The sequence below is a fragment of the Mycolicibacterium anyangense genome, from assembly GCF_010731855.1.
GTDB lineage: Bacteria > Actinomycetota > Actinomycetes > Mycobacteriales > Mycobacteriaceae > Mycobacterium > Mycobacterium anyangense.
Genome location: NZ_AP022620.1, coordinates 4577417 through 4597851 on the forward strand (window position 1 = coordinate 4577417; position 20435 = coordinate 4597851).

General features: G+C 68.7%; 16 protein-coding genes. 9 read left to right on the top strand and 7 right to left on the bottom strand.

The genetic code is table 11. The features are described from left to right. Positions 1 to 327 precede the first annotated feature (327 nt). The 5 genes from G6N35_RS21685 (at position 328) to G6N35_RS21705 (ending at position 5167) form a co-directional block, all read left to right on the top strand. Positions 328 to 1611, top strand: a complete 1284-nt coding sequence (locus G6N35_RS21685; RefSeq protein WP_246224458.1) for a glycosyltransferase — start codon at positions 328 to 330, stop codon at positions 1609 to 1611. A 4-nt stretch (positions 1612 to 1615) separates the two neighbouring features. After that, a complete protein-coding gene (locus G6N35_RS21690) occupies positions 1616 to 2830 on the top strand; it encodes a glucosamine kinase (protein WP_246224459.1) in 1215 nt (404 codons plus the stop codon). Continuing rightward, positions 2820 to 3785, top strand: a complete 966-nt coding sequence (locus G6N35_RS21695) for an SIS domain-containing protein (protein WP_163806100.1) — start codon at positions 2820 to 2822, stop codon at positions 3783 to 3785. Before G6N35_RS21690 ends, G6N35_RS21695 begins: the two co-directional genes overlap by 11 nt. 194 nt (positions 3786 to 3979) lie before the next feature. Continuing rightward, positions 3980 to 4591, top strand: a complete 612-nt coding sequence (locus G6N35_RS21700; RefSeq protein ID WP_163806101.1) for a TetR/AcrR family transcriptional regulator — start codon at positions 3980 to 3982, stop codon at positions 4589 to 4591. A gap of 57 nt (positions 4592 to 4648) precedes the next feature. Then, positions 4649 to 5167, top strand: coding sequence for a Clp protease N-terminal domain-containing protein (locus tag G6N35_RS21705; RefSeq protein ID WP_163806102.1), 519 nt, complete (start codon positions 4649 to 4651; stop codon positions 5165 to 5167). Here G6N35_RS21705 and G6N35_RS21710 read toward each other — a convergent pair. The 4 genes from G6N35_RS21710 to G6N35_RS21725 form a co-directional block, all read right to left on the bottom strand. Next, positions 5164 to 6630 (bottom strand): AMP-binding protein, encoded by a 1467-nt coding sequence (locus tag G6N35_RS21710; RefSeq protein ID WP_163806103.1) that lies wholly within the window; start codon positions 6628 to 6630, stop codon positions 5164 to 5166. The genes G6N35_RS21705 and G6N35_RS21710 overlap by 4 nt on opposite strands. Next, on the bottom strand, positions 6627 to 7610 hold the full coding sequence (locus tag G6N35_RS21715; protein WP_163806104.1) for a phosphotriesterase family protein: 984 nt from the start codon (positions 7608 to 7610) through the stop codon (positions 6627 to 6629). The genes G6N35_RS21710 and G6N35_RS21715 overlap by 4 nt, the downstream gene beginning before the upstream one ends. A 9-nt stretch (positions 7611 to 7619) precedes the next feature. Further along, positions 7620 to 11840 (bottom strand): alpha-(1->3)-arabinofuranosyltransferase, encoded by a 4221-nt coding sequence (locus G6N35_RS21720; RefSeq protein ID WP_179967489.1) that lies wholly within the window; start codon positions 11838 to 11840, stop codon positions 7620 to 7622. 61 nt (positions 11841 to 11901) lie between these two features. Beyond that, on the bottom strand, positions 11902 to 12075 hold the full coding sequence (locus G6N35_RS21725; protein WP_163806106.1) for a DUF2613 domain-containing protein: 174 nt from the start codon (positions 12073 to 12075) through the stop codon (positions 11902 to 11904). A 119-nt stretch (positions 12076 to 12194) separates the two neighbouring features. Here G6N35_RS21725 and G6N35_RS21730 point away from each other — a divergent pair, with 119 nt between their 5' ends. Together G6N35_RS21730 and G6N35_RS21735 are read left to right on the top strand one after the other, a co-directional pair. Then, positions 12195 to 13388 carry a glycoside hydrolase family 3 N-terminal domain-containing protein gene (locus G6N35_RS21730; protein WP_163806107.1) on the top strand — a complete coding sequence of 398 codons (1194 nt, stop codon included), beginning with the start codon at positions 12195 to 12197 and terminating at the stop codon, positions 13386 to 13388. Positions 13389 to 13443: 55 nt separating this feature from the next. Then, positions 13444 to 14076: a TetR/AcrR family transcriptional regulator gene (locus G6N35_RS21735; RefSeq protein ID WP_246224460.1), complete on the top strand. Its 633-nt coding sequence runs from the start codon at positions 13444 to 13446 to the stop codon at positions 14074 to 14076. 4 nt (positions 14077 to 14080) lie between these two features. Here the strand turns inward: G6N35_RS21735 and G6N35_RS21740 are convergent, their stop codons facing one another. Together G6N35_RS21740 and G6N35_RS21745 are read right to left on the bottom strand one after the other, a co-directional pair. Next, entirely contained in the window at positions 14081 to 14926 is an 846-nt protein-coding gene (locus G6N35_RS21740; protein WP_163806108.1) for a MaoC/PaaZ C-terminal domain-containing protein, read from the bottom strand. A gap of 5 nt (positions 14927 to 14931) precedes the next feature. After that, positions 14932 to 16296, bottom strand: coding sequence for a 3-oxoacyl-ACP reductase (locus tag G6N35_RS21745; protein ID WP_163806109.1), 1365 nt, complete (start codon positions 16294 to 16296; stop codon positions 14932 to 14934). A gap of 120 nt (positions 16297 to 16416) precedes the next feature. Here G6N35_RS21745 and G6N35_RS21750 point away from each other — a divergent pair, with 120 nt between their 5' ends. After that, positions 16417 to 17718, top strand: coding sequence for an acetyl-CoA C-acetyltransferase (locus G6N35_RS21750; protein WP_163806110.1), 1302 nt, complete (start codon positions 16417 to 16419; stop codon positions 17716 to 17718). Positions 17719 to 17901: 183 nt separating this feature from the next. Here the strand turns inward: G6N35_RS21750 and G6N35_RS21755 are convergent, their stop codons facing one another. Beyond that, entirely contained in the window at positions 17902 to 19182 is a 1281-nt protein-coding gene (locus G6N35_RS21755) for an alpha/beta hydrolase family protein (protein WP_163806111.1), read from the bottom strand. Positions 19183 to 19290: 108 nt separating this feature from the next. On the opposite strand from G6N35_RS21755, the gene G6N35_RS21760 reads away from it, so the two are divergent. Beyond that, positions 19291 to 20361 carry a PE-PPE domain-containing protein gene (locus G6N35_RS21760; protein ID WP_163806112.1) on the top strand — a complete coding sequence of 357 codons (1071 nt, stop codon included), beginning with the start codon at positions 19291 to 19293 and terminating at the stop codon, positions 20359 to 20361. Positions 20362 to 20435: the final 74 nt, after the last annotated feature.

Below are 20435 nucleotides of genomic sequence, written 5' to 3' on the forward strand. Positions count from 1 at the left end.
CCTCGCCGTCTCGCGCCCGCGAATTGTCGTGCGCCAGAGAACGAAGCGGGCCCCGATCTGCACGGACGCCAGGCTCGTGGCAATAGCGGGAGGTCGGAATGAGACGGTTCGGAATTCGGCGCCGCCGAGGAGGGTAGGTGGCGTCTCCCGGGACGCCACTGGAGGCGTTGATGGCAAACGCGCGCCCGCGCAGGCGGCGCCGGGACGGTGTGGTGTTCGCCGTCGGACCCCGGTGCTGATGCGCCCGGGGTGACCGTTGCGCAATGATCTGTCAGACCCGCCTCAGTCGAAGGGACCGCCATGGGAGCCAGCAGGCCGCTAACCGTCATGTTTTGGCCGGAGTCGGCGTATGGGCCGACGAACCAGTGCATCGGGCTGGCGGCCATCCTGCGGGATCGGGGCCACCGGATCGTGTTCGCCGCCGAGAGCTCCTGGGCCGGCAAGCTCGCCCCGCTCGGGTTCATCGAGGAGCTCGTCGATCTGGCTGAGCCTGCCGAGGGAGCGGCCGACGAAGACCCGGGCAAGTTCTGGACGGACTTCATCGCCGAGACCGCTCCGGAGTTCCGCAAGCCGACCGTCGAGCAGCTCGAGACGTTCATCCAGCCGACCTATCAGGCGCTGGTCGATGGGGCCAAGTACTGCGAGCCGCGGTTGCGGGCCATCATCGCCGAGCACCGCCCCGACGTGATCGTCGAGGACAACGTGGTGCTGTTCCCGGCACTGGTCACCGCGGGGGTCCCGTTCGTCCGGATCGTCTCGTGCAGCCCACTGGAGATTCCCGGCCCCAACATCCCGCCCCCGTTCTCGGGACTGCCCAGTGATGACCGGTCGGCGTGGGACGACTACCGCGCGGAGTTCGACCGCACCCACCGAACGCTGTGGAACGACTTCAACACCTGGGTGCAGCAGCAGGGTGCCGCCCCGTTGCCGGACCTGGAGTTCATGCCGCGGGAGAACGCCGCCAACCTCTACGTGTATCCCGCGGAGGCCGACTACGTCGAAGCCCGGCCGCTGGACGGCAGCTGGACCCGGATGGATTCCAGCGTCCGGGAAACTGACGCCGAATACACCGTGCCCGCACAGGTCGCCGACCGTCCCGAGGGCAGCGCGCTGGTCTACCTGTCGCTGGGTTCGCTGGGCGGCGCCGATGTGGAGCTGATGCAACGGCTCGTCGACGTCCTGAGTACCACCCGCCACCGTTACATCGTCAGCAAGGGGCCGCAGGCTGATCGAATCACGTTGGCCGACAACATGGTCGGTGAACAGATGGTGCCGCAGACCAAGGTCATCCCACAGGTGGACCTGGTGATCTCGCACGGCGGGAACAACACCGTGACCGAGACGCTGCACTTCGGCAAGCCGTTGATCATGCTGCCGCTGTTCTGGGACCAATATGAGAACGCCCAGCGGATCGACGAACTTGGCTTCGGGGTGCGGCTGAACACCTACGCGTTCGGTGACGCCGAGCTGACCGGCGCCGTCGACAGGATCCTGGCCGACACCGCCCTGCGGGACCGGTTGGCCGAAATCGGCGAGAAGATCAGGGCGCGCGACGGGCTGCGGATCGGCGCCGATGTCATCGAGCAGGTGGGCCGGGCTGCGACAGCCTGATCCGGTGGCCGACGAACTCGATGTCCTGGAACTCGCCGAGGGTAGACGCCTGGCGGTGCTCGCCGGTGACGAGGGCTTGGCCGCACTGCCCCAGGTACGCGACGCCGGCCAGTGGCGCCGGGCACGACCGGGGGACGGAGTGGCCGACGCGCTGATCGCCATGCTTGGGTCGGCACCCGGTATCTCGCGGCGCGGCAACTTCGCCGTGCACTCCTGGTCGGTGCGTCCGGCGGCCGGGGAACGGGCGGTCACCGTGGACCAGACCAATGAGTCGGTGATCGTCGGCGACGCCGCCGTGGTCAAGTGGGCGACGCATCTGCAGCAGGGGCCGCATCCGGCGCCGTCCCGACTCGAAGTGCTGCGCACCAACGGCTTTCGCCACATGCCCCAACCCTGGGGTCTGGTCACCTGGCAGCCCGTCGGTGGGCAGGAGACCCTGGTGGCCAACGTCGATGCCTATCTTGCGGGCGCTGTCGACGGATGGACATGGGCGGTGGACCTGGTGGCCGAGGCGGCCCGTGACGGCACCGCGCACCCCGCCCCGGTGGCCGCCGCAGCGACAGAAGTCGCCACGGTGATCGCGCAGCTGCACGCGGCCCTGGCGGCCAACGCCGCCACCGCGACCCCTGCTGACAGCCGGCGCTGGCGTGACGCAGCGTTTGCCACCCTCGCCGAGGCTCGAACGCTGTGCGACTCGTCGGCCGCGACGGTGCTGCGCGATCGGGGCCACGAGATCGAGCAGATCCTCGACGAGCTCGGTGAGCTGGCCGGCAGCCGGGTGATCGAGGGGCACGGCGATCTGCACGTCGGGCAGATACTGCACCACGACGGTGGCTACGTGGTCACCGACTTCGACGGAAACCCCGTCCTGCCCCCGCACCAGCGGGTGCTGCCGATCCCAGCAGCCCTCGACGTCGCCGGAATGGCCCAGTCGCTGGCCCACGTCGCGATCGTGGCTCGGCGGCACCATCGGCTCGACGAGGCAGCGCTGGCCGTCGTCGACCAGACCGCACGCCGATCCTTCCTGGACGGCTATGCCCGCACGCTCACCGGACTGGGGTACGCCGAGATCTACGACGCTGCTGCGGTACCGGCCTTTCGCCTGCAGCAGGTGCTGCGTGAGATCGTCTACGCGGCGCGGCATCTGCCGCGCTGGATGTACGTCCCCGATTCCGCGCTGCCCGCGCTGCTCGACGAAAGGATGGCCGGTGGACGCTGACGGTTTCGTCGCGGACCTGCACCGCAAACCCGAGATGCTGGGCCGGTTGGCCGACGTGCTGGCCGAGGGCAACCCGTGGGCTTCGGTGGTGCCGGAGGGTATCGAACGGGTGGTGCTGATCGGGATGGGCTCCTCGGCGTACGCCGGCGGCGTCGTGGCGGCCCGGATGCGGGCCCGCGGACTGGTCGCGGTCTCCGAGGTCGCCGCCACCACCCTGATGCCTGACTGGGGGGCGGCAACCCTGGTGGTGGCCACCTCCGCTACCGGTGGATCGGTGGAAACGCTTGACGCCCTTGATCGTCTGCCCTCCGGCGTCACCACTGTCGCGCTGACCAACACCCCGGGATCGGCGATCACCGACCGCTGCCAGGCCGTCGTCGACTTACGCGCCGACCCCGAGGTCGGCGGCGTGGCCTGCCGCACCTACCAGCACACGCTGGCGCTGCTGATGGCGCTCGAGTGCCACCTCGCCGGTGCCCCGACGGAGGTGCTGGCCGACACGCTGTCGCGGGCGGCGGCGGCGAGCGCGCATCTGCTCGATTCCGAATCTGATTGGCGCCCAACTATTTCAGAGCTTCTTCTGGGTCCGGATGGTACCCATCTGGCAGCCCCGGCCCACCGATTCTGTTCGGCCGCCCAAGGCGCACTGATGTTGCGGGAGGGCCCGCGGCGCCCGGCGGTCGGTTGCGAGACCGGCGACTGGAGCCACGTCGACGTGTACCTCACCAAGACCACCGACTACCGTCTGCTGGTCTTCGCCGGATCGGCGTGGGAAGAACAGCTGGCCGAGTGGACGACGCTGCGCAACACCACCGTCGTCGGAGTTGGCGGCGCGGTCCCCAGTGCGGGCTACACCGTCCGCTATCCCGGCGACGAGGACGACGACGTACGGTTGCTCACCGAGGTTTTGGTGCCCGAACTGGTCGCCGGTCGGGCCTGGCAGAACGGGCAATAGCGGGCAATAGCTGCGTATTGCCAATGGGTTGAACCAAATACGCGTCCAGTTCGTGTAGAACTTGGGGACGCGTTTTCATCTGCGGTCGGTCATACTCTGTATACCAATAGCCGCCGGTGGGTGATGGGCAGACAGCGGGGCACCAGACAAGCAGCACGATCGGCACCAGGATAGGCAGCAAGATAGGCGAGGTAGTGGTCCCGGAAGAAGGCCTGGGTCCGTCCAAGCAGGACCGGATTGTCGTGGCAGCGCTCGACGTGTTCGGGGAGCACGGCACCGCCAAGTCGACCCTGCAGATGGTCGCGAAGGCGGCCGGGGTCTCGGTTGGCTTGGTGCAACATCATTTCGGTTCCAAAGACCGGCTGATCGATGCCGTCAACACCTATGCCCTGGGCGTCATCCGAGCCGAGATGAGCAGACCGCTGACCGCTTCGCCGGGCCAGTCCGTTCTGGAGATGGGTCGCCGGGTGAGTTTCCTACTGTCCCAACAGCTAACGGCGGTGGACTACCTGGCCAGGCTGCTCGTCGAGGGTGCTCCGGCGGGGGCCGCCTTCTTCGACTCGACCGCTCAGATCGGATTGGCGCGCTGGCGCCGGCTGGCCGAGGAGGGCGGCACGGTCGAGGATCTGGATCTGGAGTGGGCGGCGCTGAATCCGCTGGTGTTGGTGATGGGCGCGGTCATCATGCGCCGGCATATCGACCGGCACCTGCCGGAACCCTTCGTCACCCCGGCTCAGCTGGAGCGATGGAAGGAATCCGTGAACAAACTCCTCGAGCGGGGACAGATCCGCCAGCCGCCGCAGTAGCGTAAGGCAACCCTTAGCGAAGCTTACAATACGGCCATATTGTAGGCTGGGTCAATTATGGCCCCTGCCCTTCCCCCGGACGGTCACGTCGGCGCCGAGCGGTTCGCTCGAGCCCTGGCAACCCTGGGTGAATCGGCGCGGGCGGTAATCCGGGAAGCGCACGATGAGGCCTACTCCTACGCCAGCAACTTCGTAGGGTCGGCGCACCTGCTTCTCGGCCTGGTGGCCGACGCGTCACATCGGATCACCGCAGGGCTGGACGAACGAGGGGTCAGCCCCGCGGTGATCCGGGGGTGCATCGAAGAGATCACCGGCGTGCGGCAGCGGCCGTCGCCACGCTTCGTGCACCTCCCTTTCAGTCCGCAGGCACGTGCGCTGGTGGTCACCGCAGCGTTGCTCGCCGAACAGGCGGGTGCGGCCGCGACCGAGCCGGATCACCTCTGGTTGGCGATCACCCGAAACCATGGCCTGATGGCCCGCCAGGTGCTGGCCGAGCTGGGCCAACTCGACTACGTCCGGGAACTCGCGGGTCAGTCACCGCCGGTGCCGGGGGCGTCGGCCTCACCCTCGGCCTAGCCGTTCAGTCGCGCGATCACCTGGTCGCGGACCGCCGAGCGCCGCGCCTTGCCGGCATCGTCGCGCAGCGGGGAGTCGACGAACTCCACGGTGCGCGGAACCTTGTAGTCGGCCAACCGTTGCGCGACAAAGACCTGCACCGCCGCAGTGTCCAGCGCACTGCCATCGGTGTGCACCAGGGCGTGCGGCACCTGGCCGAGGTCCTCGTGTGGCACACCGACCACCAGGCAGGACAACACCGACGGGTGTTCGGCGAGGGCATTCTCGATCTCCGCCGGGTAGACGTTTCGCCCGCCGACGGTGAACATGTCGACGCGGCGATCGGCCAGATAGAGGTAGCCGTCCTCGTCGAACCAGCCGAGATCGCCCAGCGAATCCCAGCCGTCGCGGGTCTTCGCGGTGCTGCCGATGTAGCGGTAAGTCGGCGCACTGCCCGGTGCCGGACGAAGGTAGATCTCGCCGACCACACCGGGCGGGCACTCGTTGCCGTCGTCGTCGAGCACCTTCATCTCGCCGGCGACTACCCGCCCGACCGACCCGCGGTGGGCCAGCCACTCGGTGCCGCTGATGAAGGTCAGTGCCTGAAGTTCGGTGCCGCCGTAGAGTTCCCACACCGTGTCCGGGCCGAGCAGTTCGATCCAGGCTTCTTTGATGTTCGGTGGGCACGGCGCCGCCAGATGCCAGAAGCGGCGCACCGACGACAGATCGTAAGCGTCGGGATCGGCGCGATACACCGGTAGCAGCCGCTGCATGATGGTGGGCACGGTCGCCAGGTAGTTCACCCGATGCTCGGTGATGAGACGCAGGAACTCCGCAGGCTCGAACCGGCGCATCAACACCAGATGCTGACCGGTCAGCAGCGCGAGCGTGGCCGAGGTGAAACCGGTGTTGTGGCTCAACGGAACCGGCAGTAGGTGGGTGTCCGTCGGCAGGTTGCCCATGCCCATGGCGATGACCTCGGCCGGGATCCGGCCCTCGCCGCCGGCTTCGATGAGTTTGGGGCGCCCGGTGCTACCACCCGAGGGCATCGACTTCCACGACGGCGAAACCGCCTCGGGCAGAGGAGCATCCGAGAGCTCCGGACGGCCGGTGAAATCGCCGCCGACCGAGGGCACCAGGCCGCGCGGGTCGGGCCGGCCGACCAGCAGGGCGCGGGGCTTGAGGTCGAGCAGACCGACGAACTCGGCGTCGGGCAACCGCGGCGAGAGCGGTTGGGGGATCCCACCCAGCTTCCACACCGCGATCGTCGCCAGCACCCACTCGATCGAGTTGGGCAGCGCGATCGTCACGTAGTCGCCGCGGCTGACCCCCAGTTCGGCATAGGCGCGGGCCAGCCGGTTGGCTGCCGACTCCAGTTCGCGGCGGGTCAGGGTACGGCCGTCGCACGTGATCGCCGGGCGATCGGGGTCCTCGGCGGCCAGCTGGCTCAGCCTGGTTCCGATCGGGGGAATCTCGACGCTCATCTGCCGCTCCGGGCGAAGATGGCCCGCGGGTTGTCCACGAGCATGGTGGTGATCTGCTCCTCGGTGACGCCCCGCTGGCGCAGTGCGGGCAGCACGTCCTGGTGGATGTGCAGGAAATGCCAGTCCGGTAGGGCCACGGGCAGTGCCGCCTCGGGAAGCCAGTCGATGTAGCACGACGCGTCATGGGAGAGCACCATCTTGTCCGCGTGGCCACGTTCGCACAGCCGCGCCACGGTGTCCACCCGGTCGTCGAAGGACAGGATGTTGTGCAGGCCGAATCGGTCCATCCCGAGATAAGAGCCCGCGGCGATCAGTTCTTCGAGGTAGCCCAGATCGGTGGTGTCACCGCTGTGCCCGATGATCACCCGGCTCAGGTCCACACCCTCCTCGGCGAAGATGCGCTGTTGGTCCAGGCCGCGGCGGGTGGCGGCATGGGTGTGAGTGGTGATCGGTACACCGGTCTGCCGGTGCGCCTGGGCCACCGCCCGCAGCACCCGCTCGACACCGGGAGTCGGGCCCGGTTCGTCAGTGGCGCACTTGAGGATCGCGGCCTTGACGCCGGTGTCGGCGATGCCCTCGGTGATGTCCCGGACGAACAGCTCGGTCATCGTCTCGGGGCCGCCCAGCCCGGTGCCGGGGCCGGTGAAGTGGAAGTACATCGGGACGTCGTTGTAGGTGTAGACGCCGGTGGCCACCACGATCTGCAGGCCGGTCCTGGCAGCCACCCGTTGGATGCGGGGGATGTAGCGGCCCAGCCCGATGACGGTGGGGTCGACGATGGTGTCCACCCCGATGGCCTTGAGCGCGTTGAGTTTGTCGACGGCGTCTGCCTCCCGCGCCGCCTCGTCTCCCCAGCCCTGCGGGTAGTTGACCAGAATCTCCGGCGACAGCACGAACACATGCTCGTGCATGAGCACCACGCCGAGCTCAGACGTCGCGACGGGACCCCGCACGGTATCGACCTGGGGCGGCACTGTCATCCCTCGACACTAACGGGAAGGTGTTGCGCCCTCGCCATTTTCGGCAGAACCCGACCGTTCGGGCAGAACCGAGGCGGCCAGCGCGCCCAGTGCGATCAGCGCAGGCAGCTGCACCCACGGCGAATGCCCGATGTAACCGTCGACCGACCGCCACGGATAGCGCGACAACAATGCCCCGGCCAGGATCAGTCCGCACGAGGCGGCCCCGAGGGTGAGGCGGTCGCGGAGCCGCTGCCGATGCCGCAGCGCGACGGTGACGGCCAGCGCGGCGGCGAAGACCGCCACCCCGCCGATGCCGGCGATCAGGGCGCCGACGGTGAGCACGCCCGCACCCGCCAGTACCGGGGCGGCCCACGGCCGGGCCGGGCTGGCCGGTGCCCTCCGGCGGCGGGCCGGGACCAGGGCCAGGACCAGTAGCAGGGGCAGCAGCGACAGGCCGCCGGCCAGGCCGGCCCGGTAGGTGGCGTTGGACGGGAAGCTCAGGGTGATGGGGCCCTGCTCGCCGGCGGGCACCACCCAGCCCTGCTGCCAGCCGTTGACGACCACCGGTGTCAGCGTCACGCCGTCGGGCGTGTGCGCCACCCACCCCGGGTTGACGCTCTCGGGGACCACCAGCACCCGGGCGATCGGTGCCCGCGCCACGTCGATGACGCGACGGTCCGGGCCCCAGCTGGTCACGTCGGCGGGAGTCGTTGTCGCGGTGGGAATTTCGGCCGCCCGCGGCCCGGTGAGTGCGATTCCGTCGACGATGAAACCGGAGCCGGGGCTGACCAGCAGCTCCTGCTTGCCGGCCGGCAGCGCGATCGGTGCGGGATCACAGGCCTTGGCGGCGACTGGCTCGCCATCGAGTAGTGCGGCCACGGTGGTGTGCACCGAGGTCTGCACGAACCGGCCCGACACGGCGACGATCGGGCCTTGCCCGCACGGGATGTCGATGCTGCGGGCCCGGTTGCCGGCCGCGTCGGGGGCCGCCACCGGCTTGCCGTCGGGGCCCAGTACGGCGACTTCGGCCAGGCCGGGTGGTTTGAGCTGGTCGAACCCCAGCGCCGTGCGGTCGATGACGTCGTCCCAGTTGAGCAGACTGATCCGCACGGTGTCGGTGATCCTGGGACGCAACGTCACGGTCTGTGCGGCGGTATCGTCACCGGCCTTGAGCCTGCGCACCTGCGGCCCGTCCCCGAGGTCGATGGCCACCATCGTCGGATGTGTCGGCAGCGGTGAGGAACTCGGCGTCAACTGCAACCCGGTGACCTCAGTCGCCTTGGGCAGCGTGACGGTCAGCGTCGGCGCCGTCCGGTGCTGCACCACGCCCTGCGGCGCGGTCCACGCAGTGCGGGGGTCGCCGTCGGTGGCGGCGTAGGCCGAACCGTCGACGTCGATCAGATCGGAATCGGCACGCGACCGGATGGTGCCCGGCTGGGCGATCAGGTCGGCCAGATTGGGGCCCTGACGGGCCCGCACCCACACGATCGGGTTCACCTGGATCGGCGCGGGCACCGTCAGCGTGCGACTCAACGTCACGGGTTCCTCGGGTGCCTGCGACATCGAGGCCGCGCAGTGCACACCATCGGGGGAGTCTGCGCAGCCGGGCCGCCCGAGCAGTTCGGAGCCCAGGTCCCACGCCGCGACAGCCGAACCGGTGGGCGGGCCCGGCACCACGACGGTGTGCCGAATATCGACCGGGTGGGCATAACCGGATGCGTCGTACTGGGTGACCGACAGGTCGGTGATCCCGAACTGCACGCCGGCGGACCCGTCGTCGGTGCCGATCGCGGTGATCCGCACCCACGGCGTCTCGCCGACCGGGAGCGCGATCGTCAGGGGCTTACCTGGCTCGTCGAAACGCACTGTGGTGGTGCCGTTTACGGTCGACACTTGAAGCCTGCGGACCTGGGCCCCGACGGCGGTGGCGCTCGGTGTCACGGTGAGCGTGGCATTGGTCACCGGATGGTCGAAGTCGACCTGCAGCCACTGGCCGACGGCCGGCTGCAGCGAGTTCGACACCCATGCCGTGGCCGAGTCGCCGTCGATGGCGGCGGCCGGCCCACTGGACGGAGAGACGTTGGGCAGCGTGGTGGCATCCGATGACGAACTCGATGCGCTCAGCCGCCCGCCCGACCAGGCTCCGTGCACCAGCTTGGCCCCCGGCACCGGGTAGTCGGGTACCCGGTTGAACGTGGTGCGCCGGTCGCCCTCGGCTCGCACCGCCGAGGAGTGGTCGTCGACGCGTCCGTAGTCGGTCTCCCGGTCCACCGGGGTGTCGGTGACCGTGACCACCGGGACCGGCAGGTTCGCCCGCTGGGCATCGGAGGTCAGCAGCACCGGACCCAGGGCGGCCCTGCCGAGCAGGCGGCGCCGCTCGTCCAGGCGCAACAGCACCTCCGGCCCGCCGTCGACGCGGGCCATCCGGCTTGCGTCAGTCAGGTACGGTGCGCCCGGATTGCCTTGGGTGTCAACGCGATAGATCTCCACGGCCGGATACCGGGGGCGTAGCCCGCTGTCACTGATGAAGCCCGACAAGGTGCCCGCGCCCACCGGTTCACCGAACTGCGCCACCTTGGTCAGCCCGGGTGATCCGTCGATCGCGCGGTGGACTAGCAGGGGCCGGGCCGATCGCGAGGTGTCCGGGTCCAGATCGTTGCGCACCACCACATACGAGATGCCCTGGCGCAGCAGGGTGTCGGCGAGACCGGCCGACGGCCGGCCCGCGGCGAACAGCCGCTGCACCGAATCCAGTGCGCGGATGGTCTGTGGCGGTGTCAGCGGGATGGAATCCCGGACTCCCCATGGCACTTCGCTCAGCACCTGCATCGGCTCGTCGTGGGTGTTGCCCCACACCTGGGTGGCGAACGGCGCACCGGGGGCCACCAGGACGCGGCCGGGTGTGGGGTGTCCCGTGTTGTGCTCGGCCAGCCACGCCGCAGCCTGATGCCAGTAATCGGGGATGGCCCGGAAGGTGCCGGGCGGGGTGAGCCGGCCCGTCCAGGCCATCGACGTGGCCACGGCGAGCGCGGCGAGCACGACGATGCCGACCGCCACCCGCTTGTCGTCCTCGGGATGGGCGAAGGCCCGGATCCAGACCGGTCGCGGGGCACTGCCGGGGAGCGGAATCCGGCTGAGCAGGTGGGCGATGCCGAGCACCAGCGGAATGCGGATCACCGGCTCCAGCTTGTGGACGTTGCGCAGCGGAGCGCCGGCGGCGTCCAGGAACAGCTGCACCTGATGGGCCAGCGGCGAACCCAGGCCGCCGGAGTAGCCGACCGCGAGCAGCACCACCCCGACCAGCAGCATGGTGACCAGCCGTCCGCGGGCCGGCATGGACCGCAAGGCCAGCCCGGCCAGCCCGCCGGCCGCCACCAGTGCGGTGGCCAGCACCATCACCGGCTGGGTCACCAGCGACGAGCCTGCCGTGGCATTCGGCGACACGAACGGCGTCCAGCTGTCGGTGCCGCGGAGTACCTCGATCAGCGACGTCCACTGGGTGGTCACGCCCGAGGATTCGATGAAGTCCAGGAATGGTGGGCTGATCTGGCCGAGCAGCAGCAGCGCGACCACCCACCAGACGACGGCCAACGCCGAGGCCAGCGCCCACCAGGCAGCGAAACGCCACCAGGTGCGGTTCGGCCGATGGCACAACCACCAGATGATCGCTGGCAGACAGCCGGTGATCGTGGCCACCGCATTGACGGCGCCCATCAGTGCCAGGGCGATGCCGGCACGGGCGGCCAGCATCCGCAGCGGCCTGCCGCTATCCCCCTTGAGCGCGAGGATCACCGGAAGCAGCACCCATGGCGCCAGCATCATCGGCAGTGTCTCCGAGGAGATCGAGCCCAGCGTGGTCAGCACCCGCGGTGACAGCGCGAACGCCACCGCGGCGATCACCCGGGCCGGCCGGTTACCGATGTTCAGGGCCTCGGCCACCCGAAGCAGACCCCAGAAGCCCGCCGTGAGCAGCAGCGCCCACCACAGCCGTTGGGTGACCCAGCCGGGCAAGCCCAGGGTGTCGCCGAGCAGGAAGAACGCTCCGTGCGGGAACAGGTACCCGTAGGCCTGGTTCTGCGCCTGCCCGAACGGCAGGTCGCTGTTCCACAGATTGGCGGCGCGAGCCAGGAACCGCAGCGGGTTGGCGGTCAGATCGAGTTTGGTGTCGGGCGAGACCATGCCCGGGGACTGCGCGAAGCACAGCACCAGCGCGATCACGAACGCACCGCCCAGCCAGCGCCGGGACAGCGGTGTGGTGGTGACGGGCGCCTCCGTGACCGCGGGGGAGGCGGTGGCGAGCGTGCTCAGGCTAGCCGCGGTTGCCGTACTCGACGCGGTTGAGCACCGACGAGGCCGGGTCGCCCGGCGACAGCGGTGGCTTGGTGTCCTGCTGGATCATCAGCGTCACCCCGAACACCGCAGCCGCACCGAGCAGCAGGCCCACCAGGATGCTGGCGGCGGCGGGAACCACGAACCGGGTCATGATCGGGTCTCCTCTGCTGTACGGGGAAGGGTCGAATCGAGTGGGGGGTACCCGCTGGTCAACCTAACACGCGTCCAACCGCGGTTGGACCGCGGCGGCGCTCATGACAGCATGGGCGGATGGCCAGACGCCTGCTCACCCTGCGCGGAATCGCCGCCGTGTCGACCCTGCCGCTGCTGCTCCTGGGCTGTTCGTCGCCGGCCTCCAAGAGCGCAGCGGCGCCCTCGTCGCCGGTCAGCGCGACCTCGGGCACCGGGGTTGCGCCGCTGGCCGGCCCGGTCCCCGCCGCCCCGGCGCCGCCGGTGTGCGGTGACCCGCTGACGATGTCCACCCGCGACAAGCTGGCCCAGCTGCTGATGGTCGGTGTGCGCAACGGCGCCGACGCCCGCGCCGTGGTCACCGACTACCACGTCGGCGGCATCTTCATCGGCAGCTGGACCGACCTGTCGATGCTGACCGACGGCTCATTGCCGGGCATCGCCGGTGCCGGGCCGCTGCCGCTGGCGGTCAGCGTCGACGAGGAGGGCGGCCGGGTCTCCCGGCTGAAAAGCCTGATCGGGACCGCGCCGTCGGCCCGGGTGCTGGCCCAGACCAAGACCCCCGACGAGGTGTACCAGCTGGCCCTGGAACGCGGCCGCAAGATGAAGGGCCTGGGCTTCACCGTCGATTTCGCGCCGGTGGCCGACGTCTCCGGTGACCCCGACGACAGCGTGATCGGTGACCGGTCGTTCTCTAACGATCCCGCGGTGGTGACCACCTACGCCGGTGCCTACGCCCGCGGCCTGCGGGATGCCGGCTTGCTGCCGGTGCTCAAGCACTTCCCTGGCCACGGCCACGGGTCCGGGGATTCGCACACCGCCGGTGCGGTCACCACCCCGCCGCTGGATCAGCTGCAGAGCAACGATCTGGTCCCGTACCGCACCCTGGCCGCCGACGCGCCGGTCGCAGTGATGATCGGCCACCTCGAGGTCCCGGGTCTGACCGGCGGGTTGCCCGCCAGCCTCAGCCCGGCCGCGGTGAACCTGCTGCGCAGCGGTGACTACGGCGGCCCGCCGTTCAACGGCATCATCTTCACCGACGATCTGTCGAGCATGGCCGCGATCTCGTCGCACTACGGCGTGGCCGAGGCAGTGCTGCGGGCGCTGCAGGCCGGGGCCGATGTCGGGCTGTGGGTGACCACCGACGAGGTGCCCGCCGTGCTCGACCGCCTCGAGGCCGCGGTCAACGGCGGTGAGCTGGCCATGCCGGCCGTCGACGCCTCGGTACAGCGGTTGGCGGCGTTGAAGGGCCCGAGTCCGCGCTGCGGCGGTTAGCCTCTTCCTAGGACGGACGTCACGGGACGGGGAACGTTCTGCGACAGGGAAGGCGATGACCATGGCGGCAGGTGGCACCAAGCGGTTGCCCCGTGCCGTGCGTGAGCAACAGATGCTCGACGCGGCCGTGCAGATGTTCTCGGTCAACGGCTACCACGAGACGTCGATGGACGTCATCGCCGCCGAGGCCCAGATCTCCAAGCCAATGCTCTACCTCTATTACGGCTCCAAGGAGGAGCTGTTCGGGGCGTGCCTGAGCCGGGAGCTGAGCCGTTTCATCGAGGCGCTGCGCGAGGACATCGACCTCAAGCAGAGTCCGCATGACCTGTTGCGCAGCGTCATCTTGTCGGTGCTGCAGTACATCGACGCCAACCGGGCGTCCTGGATCGTGCTCTACACCCAGGCGACCAGTTCGCAGGCCTTCGCGCACACTGTGCGGGAAGGGCGCGAGAAGATCATCGACATGGTGGCCCGGCTGCTGGAGACCGGGACGCGACATCCCGAACCCGGCACCGATTTCCACATGATGGCCGTGGCGCTGGTGGGCGCGGGCGAGGCGGTCGCGGCCCGGGTCAGCGCCGGCGATGCCGACGTGGATGAGGCCGCCGCCCTCCTGATCAACCTCTTCTGGCGCGGCCTCAAGGGTGCCCCGGCGGACAAGGAAATCACCCCGGCCAGCTCGCACTGACCGGCTAGAGCGCTCTGACCGTACCGGTCAGATGCGGATAGCCCTTACTGACGTTGCGTAGCGCGATGTCCCACCCGTCGGCCACCCGGTCGACGTAGAGGCCGGCGCTGGCCGGCAGCACCACGGGCTTGCCGAATTTCACCGAATAGCGGACCGCATCCGGGATCTGCCCCTCGATGTTCGCCAGAACTGCTGCCGCGCTGAACATTCCGTGCGCGATCACCGTGGGGAACCCGAACAGTTTGGCGCCGATCGTGTTGGTGTGGATCGGGTTGTGATCACCGCTGACCGAGGCGTAGCGGCGAATCTGGGCCGGCGTGATGCGCACAATCGCGTTGGGCGGCGGCAGCTTCGGCGCCTTGGGCGGCTCCGGCCGGGCCTCATCGGTCAGGCTGGTGCGCTGCTGGTGCAGGAAGGTGGTCACCTGATGCCAGGCCAGCTCGTTGCCGACGTGCACGTCGGTCACCAGGTCCACCAGCAGCCCCTTGCGATGCTCGCGCAGCTGCTCGGCGTGCACCGTGACCCCGACGGTGTCGGTGACCGCGATGGGCCGGTACCGGGTGATGTGGTTTTCGACGTGGACGGCCCCCATGGCGGCAAAGGGGAAGTCGAACGCGGTGACCAACGACATCACGGTCGGGAACGTCAGCGCGAACGGGTAGGTCAACGGCACGGTGTCGCCGAAGCGCAGACCTGTCACCGCCGCGTATTCGGCCACATTGGAACGGTCGATGGCCAGCCCGTCGACGGTCAGCGTCCTGGTAGGCAGGCTGTCGCTGCGGGGGATCACTGGTAGCGCGCCAACTGCTGCCCGAAGCATGTTGCGCAGGCCACTGGGTTGTTCGGTCATCGCTGCTACGCCCCCAGCATCGCCTGGCCGCAGACCCGGATCACGTTGCCGGTCACCGCATTCGACGCCGGGCTGGCGAAGTAGGCGATGGTCTCGGCGACGTCGACGGGCTTGCCGCCCTGGGACAGCGAGTTGAGTCGGCGGCCCACCTCGCGGGTCGCCAGCGGGATCGCGGCGGTCATCGCCGTCTCGATGAAGCCCGGTGCCACGGCGTTGATCGTGATGCCCTTCTCTGCGTACGACGGGGCCAGGGCCTGGGTGATGCCGATCATGCCCGCTTTGGTGGTGGCGTAGTTGGTCTGGCCGCGGTTGCCTGCGATGCCGGCCATCGACGACAAGCCGATGATCCGGCCGCCTTCGGTGATGGTGCCGTTACCCACCAGGCCTTCGGTGAGTCGTTGCGGGGCAAGGAGATTCACGGCGATGACGGCATCCCAGCGGGCGTCGTCCATGTTGGCAAGCAACTTGTCGCGGGTGATACCGGCGTTGTTGACCAGGATGTCGGCCCGGCCCCCGTTGTGGTCGGAGTAGTGCTCGCGCAGGTGCTCGGTGATCTTCTCCACGGCATCGTCTGCGGTGACATCCAACGGCAGCGCCGTTCCCCCGACCTTGGCCGCGGTCTCGGTCAGCGCATCGTGGGCCTGTTCGACGTCGATGGCGACGACCTTCGCGCCGTCGCGGGCGAACACCTCGGCGATCGTGGCGCCGATGCCGCGGGCGGCGCCGGTCACGACGGCGACCTTGCCGGCCAGCGGCTTGTCCCAGTCGGCAGGCGGTGTCGAGTCGGCGGCTCCAACGGAGTACACCTGCCCATCGACGTAGGCGGACTTGCCGGACAGGATGAACCGGATCGTCGACTCCAGGCCGGTGGCGGCGGGTTTGGCGGCGGGCGACAGGTACACCAGGGATGCGGTGGCGCCGCGGCGCAGTTCCTTGCCCAGAGACCGGGTGAAGCCTTCCAGCGCACGCTGGCAGATGCGTTCGTCGGTACCGGCGGCCTCGTCCGGGGTGGTGCCGATCACGACGACGCGGCCCGACGGTCCGAGGTTGCGCAGCAGCGGGGTGAAGAACTCGTAGAGGCCGCGCAACTGGGTGGGCTCGGTGATGCCGGTGGCGTCGAAGACCAGGCCGCCGAACGAATCGGCCCAGCGACCTCCGAGGTTGTCCGACACCAGGTTGTAGTCCTCGGCGAGCGCGGCCCGCAACGGTTCGACCACGCGACCCTCGCCGCCGATCAGCAGCGAGCCGGCCAGCGGCGGCTCGCCCGGCTTGTAGCGGCGCAGGGTCTCGGGCGCAGGGACGCCGAGCTGCTTGGCCAGGAACGACCCGGGGGCGGAGTTGAGGACTTGCGAGAACAGGTCGGTAGCCACGAATCTGCCTTTCGCGTTTGCGGAGCGGGTGGACCGGGAACGAACTTACTCTAGAGTAAGAACGGTGGGTACGATGGACCCGTATACCCACCTTGCAACGACGACACAGCGGAGATTCCCGTGGCCTTGAGTCAGAAACCTCGTCGGGTTGCCGTCCTCGGCGGCAATCGCATCCCGTTCGCCCGATCCGACGGCGCCTACGCCGAAGCGTCGAACCAGGACATGTTCACCGCCGCACTCGACGGTCTGGTGGACCGATTCGGTCTTGCCGGTGAACAACTCGGCGCCGTCATCGGCGGTGCAGTGCTCAAGCACAGCCGTGACTTCAACCTCATGCGCGAAAGTGTGCTCGGTAGTGCACTTTCGCCCTACACGCCGGCCATCGATCTGCAACAGGCCTGTGGCACCGGTCTGCAGGCGGCCATCGCCGCGGCCGACGGTATCGCCGCAGGCCGCTACGAGGCGGCCATCGCCGGCGGCGTCGACACCACCTCCGATGCGCCAATTGGCTTGGGCGACAATTTGCGTCGCACCCTGCTCGGGCTGCGCCGGGCCAAGTCCAATGTCGATCGGTTGCGACTGGTCGGCAAGCTGCCCGCCGCGCTGGGGGTCGAGATCCCCACCAACGGCGAACCGCGGACCGGTCTGTCGATGGGCGATCACGCCGCCATCACCGCCAAGCAGATGGGCATCAAACGCGTCGACCAGGACGAACTGGCCGCCGCCAGCCACCGCAATATGGCGGCCGCCTACGACCGTGGCTTCTTCGACGATCTCGTCACACCGTTCCTGGGTCTGTACCGCGACAACAACCTTCGCGCCGACTCCAGTGCCGAGAAGCTGGCCAAGCTCAAGCCGGTCTTCGGGGTGCGTAACGGCGACGCCACCATGACGGCGGGCAACTCGACACCGCTGACCGACGGCGCCTCGGTGGCGCTACTCGCCAGCGAACAGTGGGCAGAATCACATTCGTTGACGCCGCTGGCGTACTTCGTCGATTCCGAGACGGCGGCGGTGGATTACGTCAACGGCGCCGACGGCCTGCTGATGGCGCCCACCTACGCGGTACCGCGGCTCCTCGCGCGCAACGGGCTGGGCTTGGGCGACTTCGACTTCTACGAGATCCACGAGGCCTTCGCCTCGGTGGTCCTGGCGCATCTGCAGGCCTGGGAGTCCGAGGAGTACTGCAAGGAACGGCTGGGCCTGGACGCTGCGCTGGGAACCATCGACCGCGCCAAGCTCAACGTGAACGGTTCGTCGCTGGCGGCCGGACATCCGTTCGCGGCCACCGGCGGTCGGATCGTGGCCCAGTTGGCCAAGCAACTGGCCGAGAAGAAGGCGCAGACCGGTCAGCCGGTGCGCGGCCTGATCTCCATTTGCGCAGCTGGCGGCCAGGGTGTGACCGCGATCCTGGAGGCCTGAAAAAAATGTCGAAAAAAACTTCGGCGGGTTTGTAACGCGGCGCCTCGGGTACCCGATGTACCGGATAGCTCCGTGTTGCCGTCTGACCCCCCGACCCGACGGCAACACGGGGCATCCTCTTTATCCGGGGCTAATTGACACGGATGAAGGACCGCCGCTGGCGAGAGGGGAGTCCAGCGGCGGTCATTTTTTGTCGATGGGCCCGGTGTCGATGGGCCCGGTGTCGACGGACCCGGCGTCGACGAGTCCCGATTGAATCAGCGCGGCGTCGATGAAGCGCTGCACTGGGCGCGCCTGGAAGAAACCGGTGTGACCGCCGTGGTACCAACCGATGTCCGGCCGGCCCCAGTGCTCCCACAGCTGCAGCACCTGCTCGCGGGGATGCACGATCCGATCGGCGACACCGGCGTAGATGAACCGGCCCGCGGGTGCGACTTTCGGCTGCAGTGACAGCGGCGAGATCATCCGCCCGATCGGTGCCGCCAACTCCAGGGTCTTGCGTCGCGGGTCGTTCTTCTCCAGGCCCGCGTGGCGGCCCAGGATGTCGACCAGATTCGCCGGCGGCACACCGAGGATGGCGCAGGACAGGCCGTCCTCGAGGCTGGCGACCAGAGCCGCGATGTAGCCGCCCAGCGAGATGCTGTTCAGTCCGATCTGGGCGTCGGGCGCCTCGGTGCGGATCCAGGCCAGCACCCGCCGCACGTCCCACACCGCTTGCGCGGTGGCGTGGACGTCGTCCATCACGTCCTCGCCCGGGTAGACCGCGTTCTTCGGCAGGCCCCTGGCCCGGGGCCCGTGCATGGGCAGCACCGGCAGCACCACATTGAGTCCGAAGTCTTCATGCAGATGCCAGGCCCGGAACAGGGTCAGGTCCAGGCCCACCCGGCCCATCTCGGTGCCGTGCACGCACACCAGCCACGGCCGCGGTTCGGGGTGGCGCAGCATCAGCGCGTACGCGCGGTGATTCCCGGTGTAGCTACGCCAGCGGTCCCCGCCCGGCTCCTTCGGAAAGGGCTGATAGCCGCTATCGAACGACAACCGCTCGTGGGTGCGGTTACGGCTGGTGAACGACCGGATCGCGACGTCGGTCGGTGCCGGCGGCGCCGCGAAGAACGTCGCCGGCGCGGTCAGCCAGCCCTTCTTGTCGTAGAGCGCGATCGCCTGGCGTACCTCGGCGTTGATGCGATCGTAGACGCGGGCGTCACTCAGCGGCCGACGCCAGCGCAATCCGACCAGGACGATCTCGTCCCGTAGCGCGTGGGTGGCCAGCGAGAGGGTCGGGCGCGCGACCGGCAATTCACCGTTGCTGCCGTCGAGGTACGCGCCCCAGGACCGCGCGTAATAGCTGCCCGCTCGGGTGAATGGTGCGACGATTGTCGCCAGCGGTCCACTTGTCGACGGTTTCTCCCTGTCCGGGCCGTGGGCCGTCGGTACAGCATCTTTGCTGTCATCAGGCTTTGCCATACCGTCGAATCTAACCGATGCTTGCGGGCGCGCCAGAGGACAAGGTCCCGACAATTGTCCTCCGAACGACGGACTTGCGGAGTTTGCTGCAGCGCTTACCATTTAGCAATGGGTCGGGGTTTGGCCCCGCTATGTGATCAGGGTCGATCGCGAGCGGGCGCATTGTTCTTTGCGGCGTTGGCCGTCGTGGTCGCCATGGCCGCACCCGCGCATGCGGCGAACGTGGTCTGGGTCGGGGGTACGAAGGGTTCGCTGGGCACGGTGTTGTCCGGACTGTTCAGCATCAACGACGAATTGCTCGGCGGCGCATACCAAGACGACGACTTCACGACGGTCGACTATCCGGGCGGGCTGTGGCCCATCACCGGAGTACTGGATCCCACCCTCGGCGTCTCGGTGGGCATCGGCGTCACCAACACCATGGCCGCCATCGCAACGCTCAGTGGCCAATTGGTGGTCGCCGGCACGTCACAGGGTTCCCTGGTGGTGCAGCAGGTCGAGGCCAACCTGAACAGCAACCCGGCAGTCCCGGACAACACCACCTTCATCCTGATCGCCGACCCGAACCTGGGTCTGTTCAACGGCAGTCACGGGCAATCGGTGCCGGTCTTCGACTATGTCCCCTTCGCCGTTCCCGAGACGCGCTTCAAGACGATCATCGTGGTCAATCAGTACGACTTCTTCGCCGATCCGATCACCCAGCCGTGGAATCTATTGACCGATCTCAATGCGCTGGTGGGCATCTACTACGTGCACTCGGTCGCGCAGGCGACCGACCTGTCCACCGTCCCGCCGCAGAACATCACCACCACGACGAACAGCCAAGGTGGCACCACGACGGTCTACCGCGTTCCCACCACCTTCCTTCCGTTGACAATGCCGTTGCGGCAGTGGGGAGTTCCAGCCGGCGTCGTCGATGCCATCGACGCCCAACTGCGGCCCATCATCGATCAGGGGTACGCGCCGGTCTCGTCGACCCGGCCCCCGGTAGCGGCGTCGCCGGCCGCCCAGCTGGTCTCGCGGACCGCGTCCAGCGGCCGGCAGCGCCCAACCACGCCGCCGGCGGTCAAGGGTGCGGCGTCCACAGGCTCGCATTCGGGCGGGTCATCGGGCGGGTCATCGGGATCGTCTTCGGGATCCTCGTCGAAGTCGACGGGCGGCTCCGGGCGCAACAAGTGATTGCGTAGGCGCGCCGCAACCGCATCAAAGACGGCGGCCCCGAGACCGAAAGGTCCCGGGGCCGCTTGTCTTTG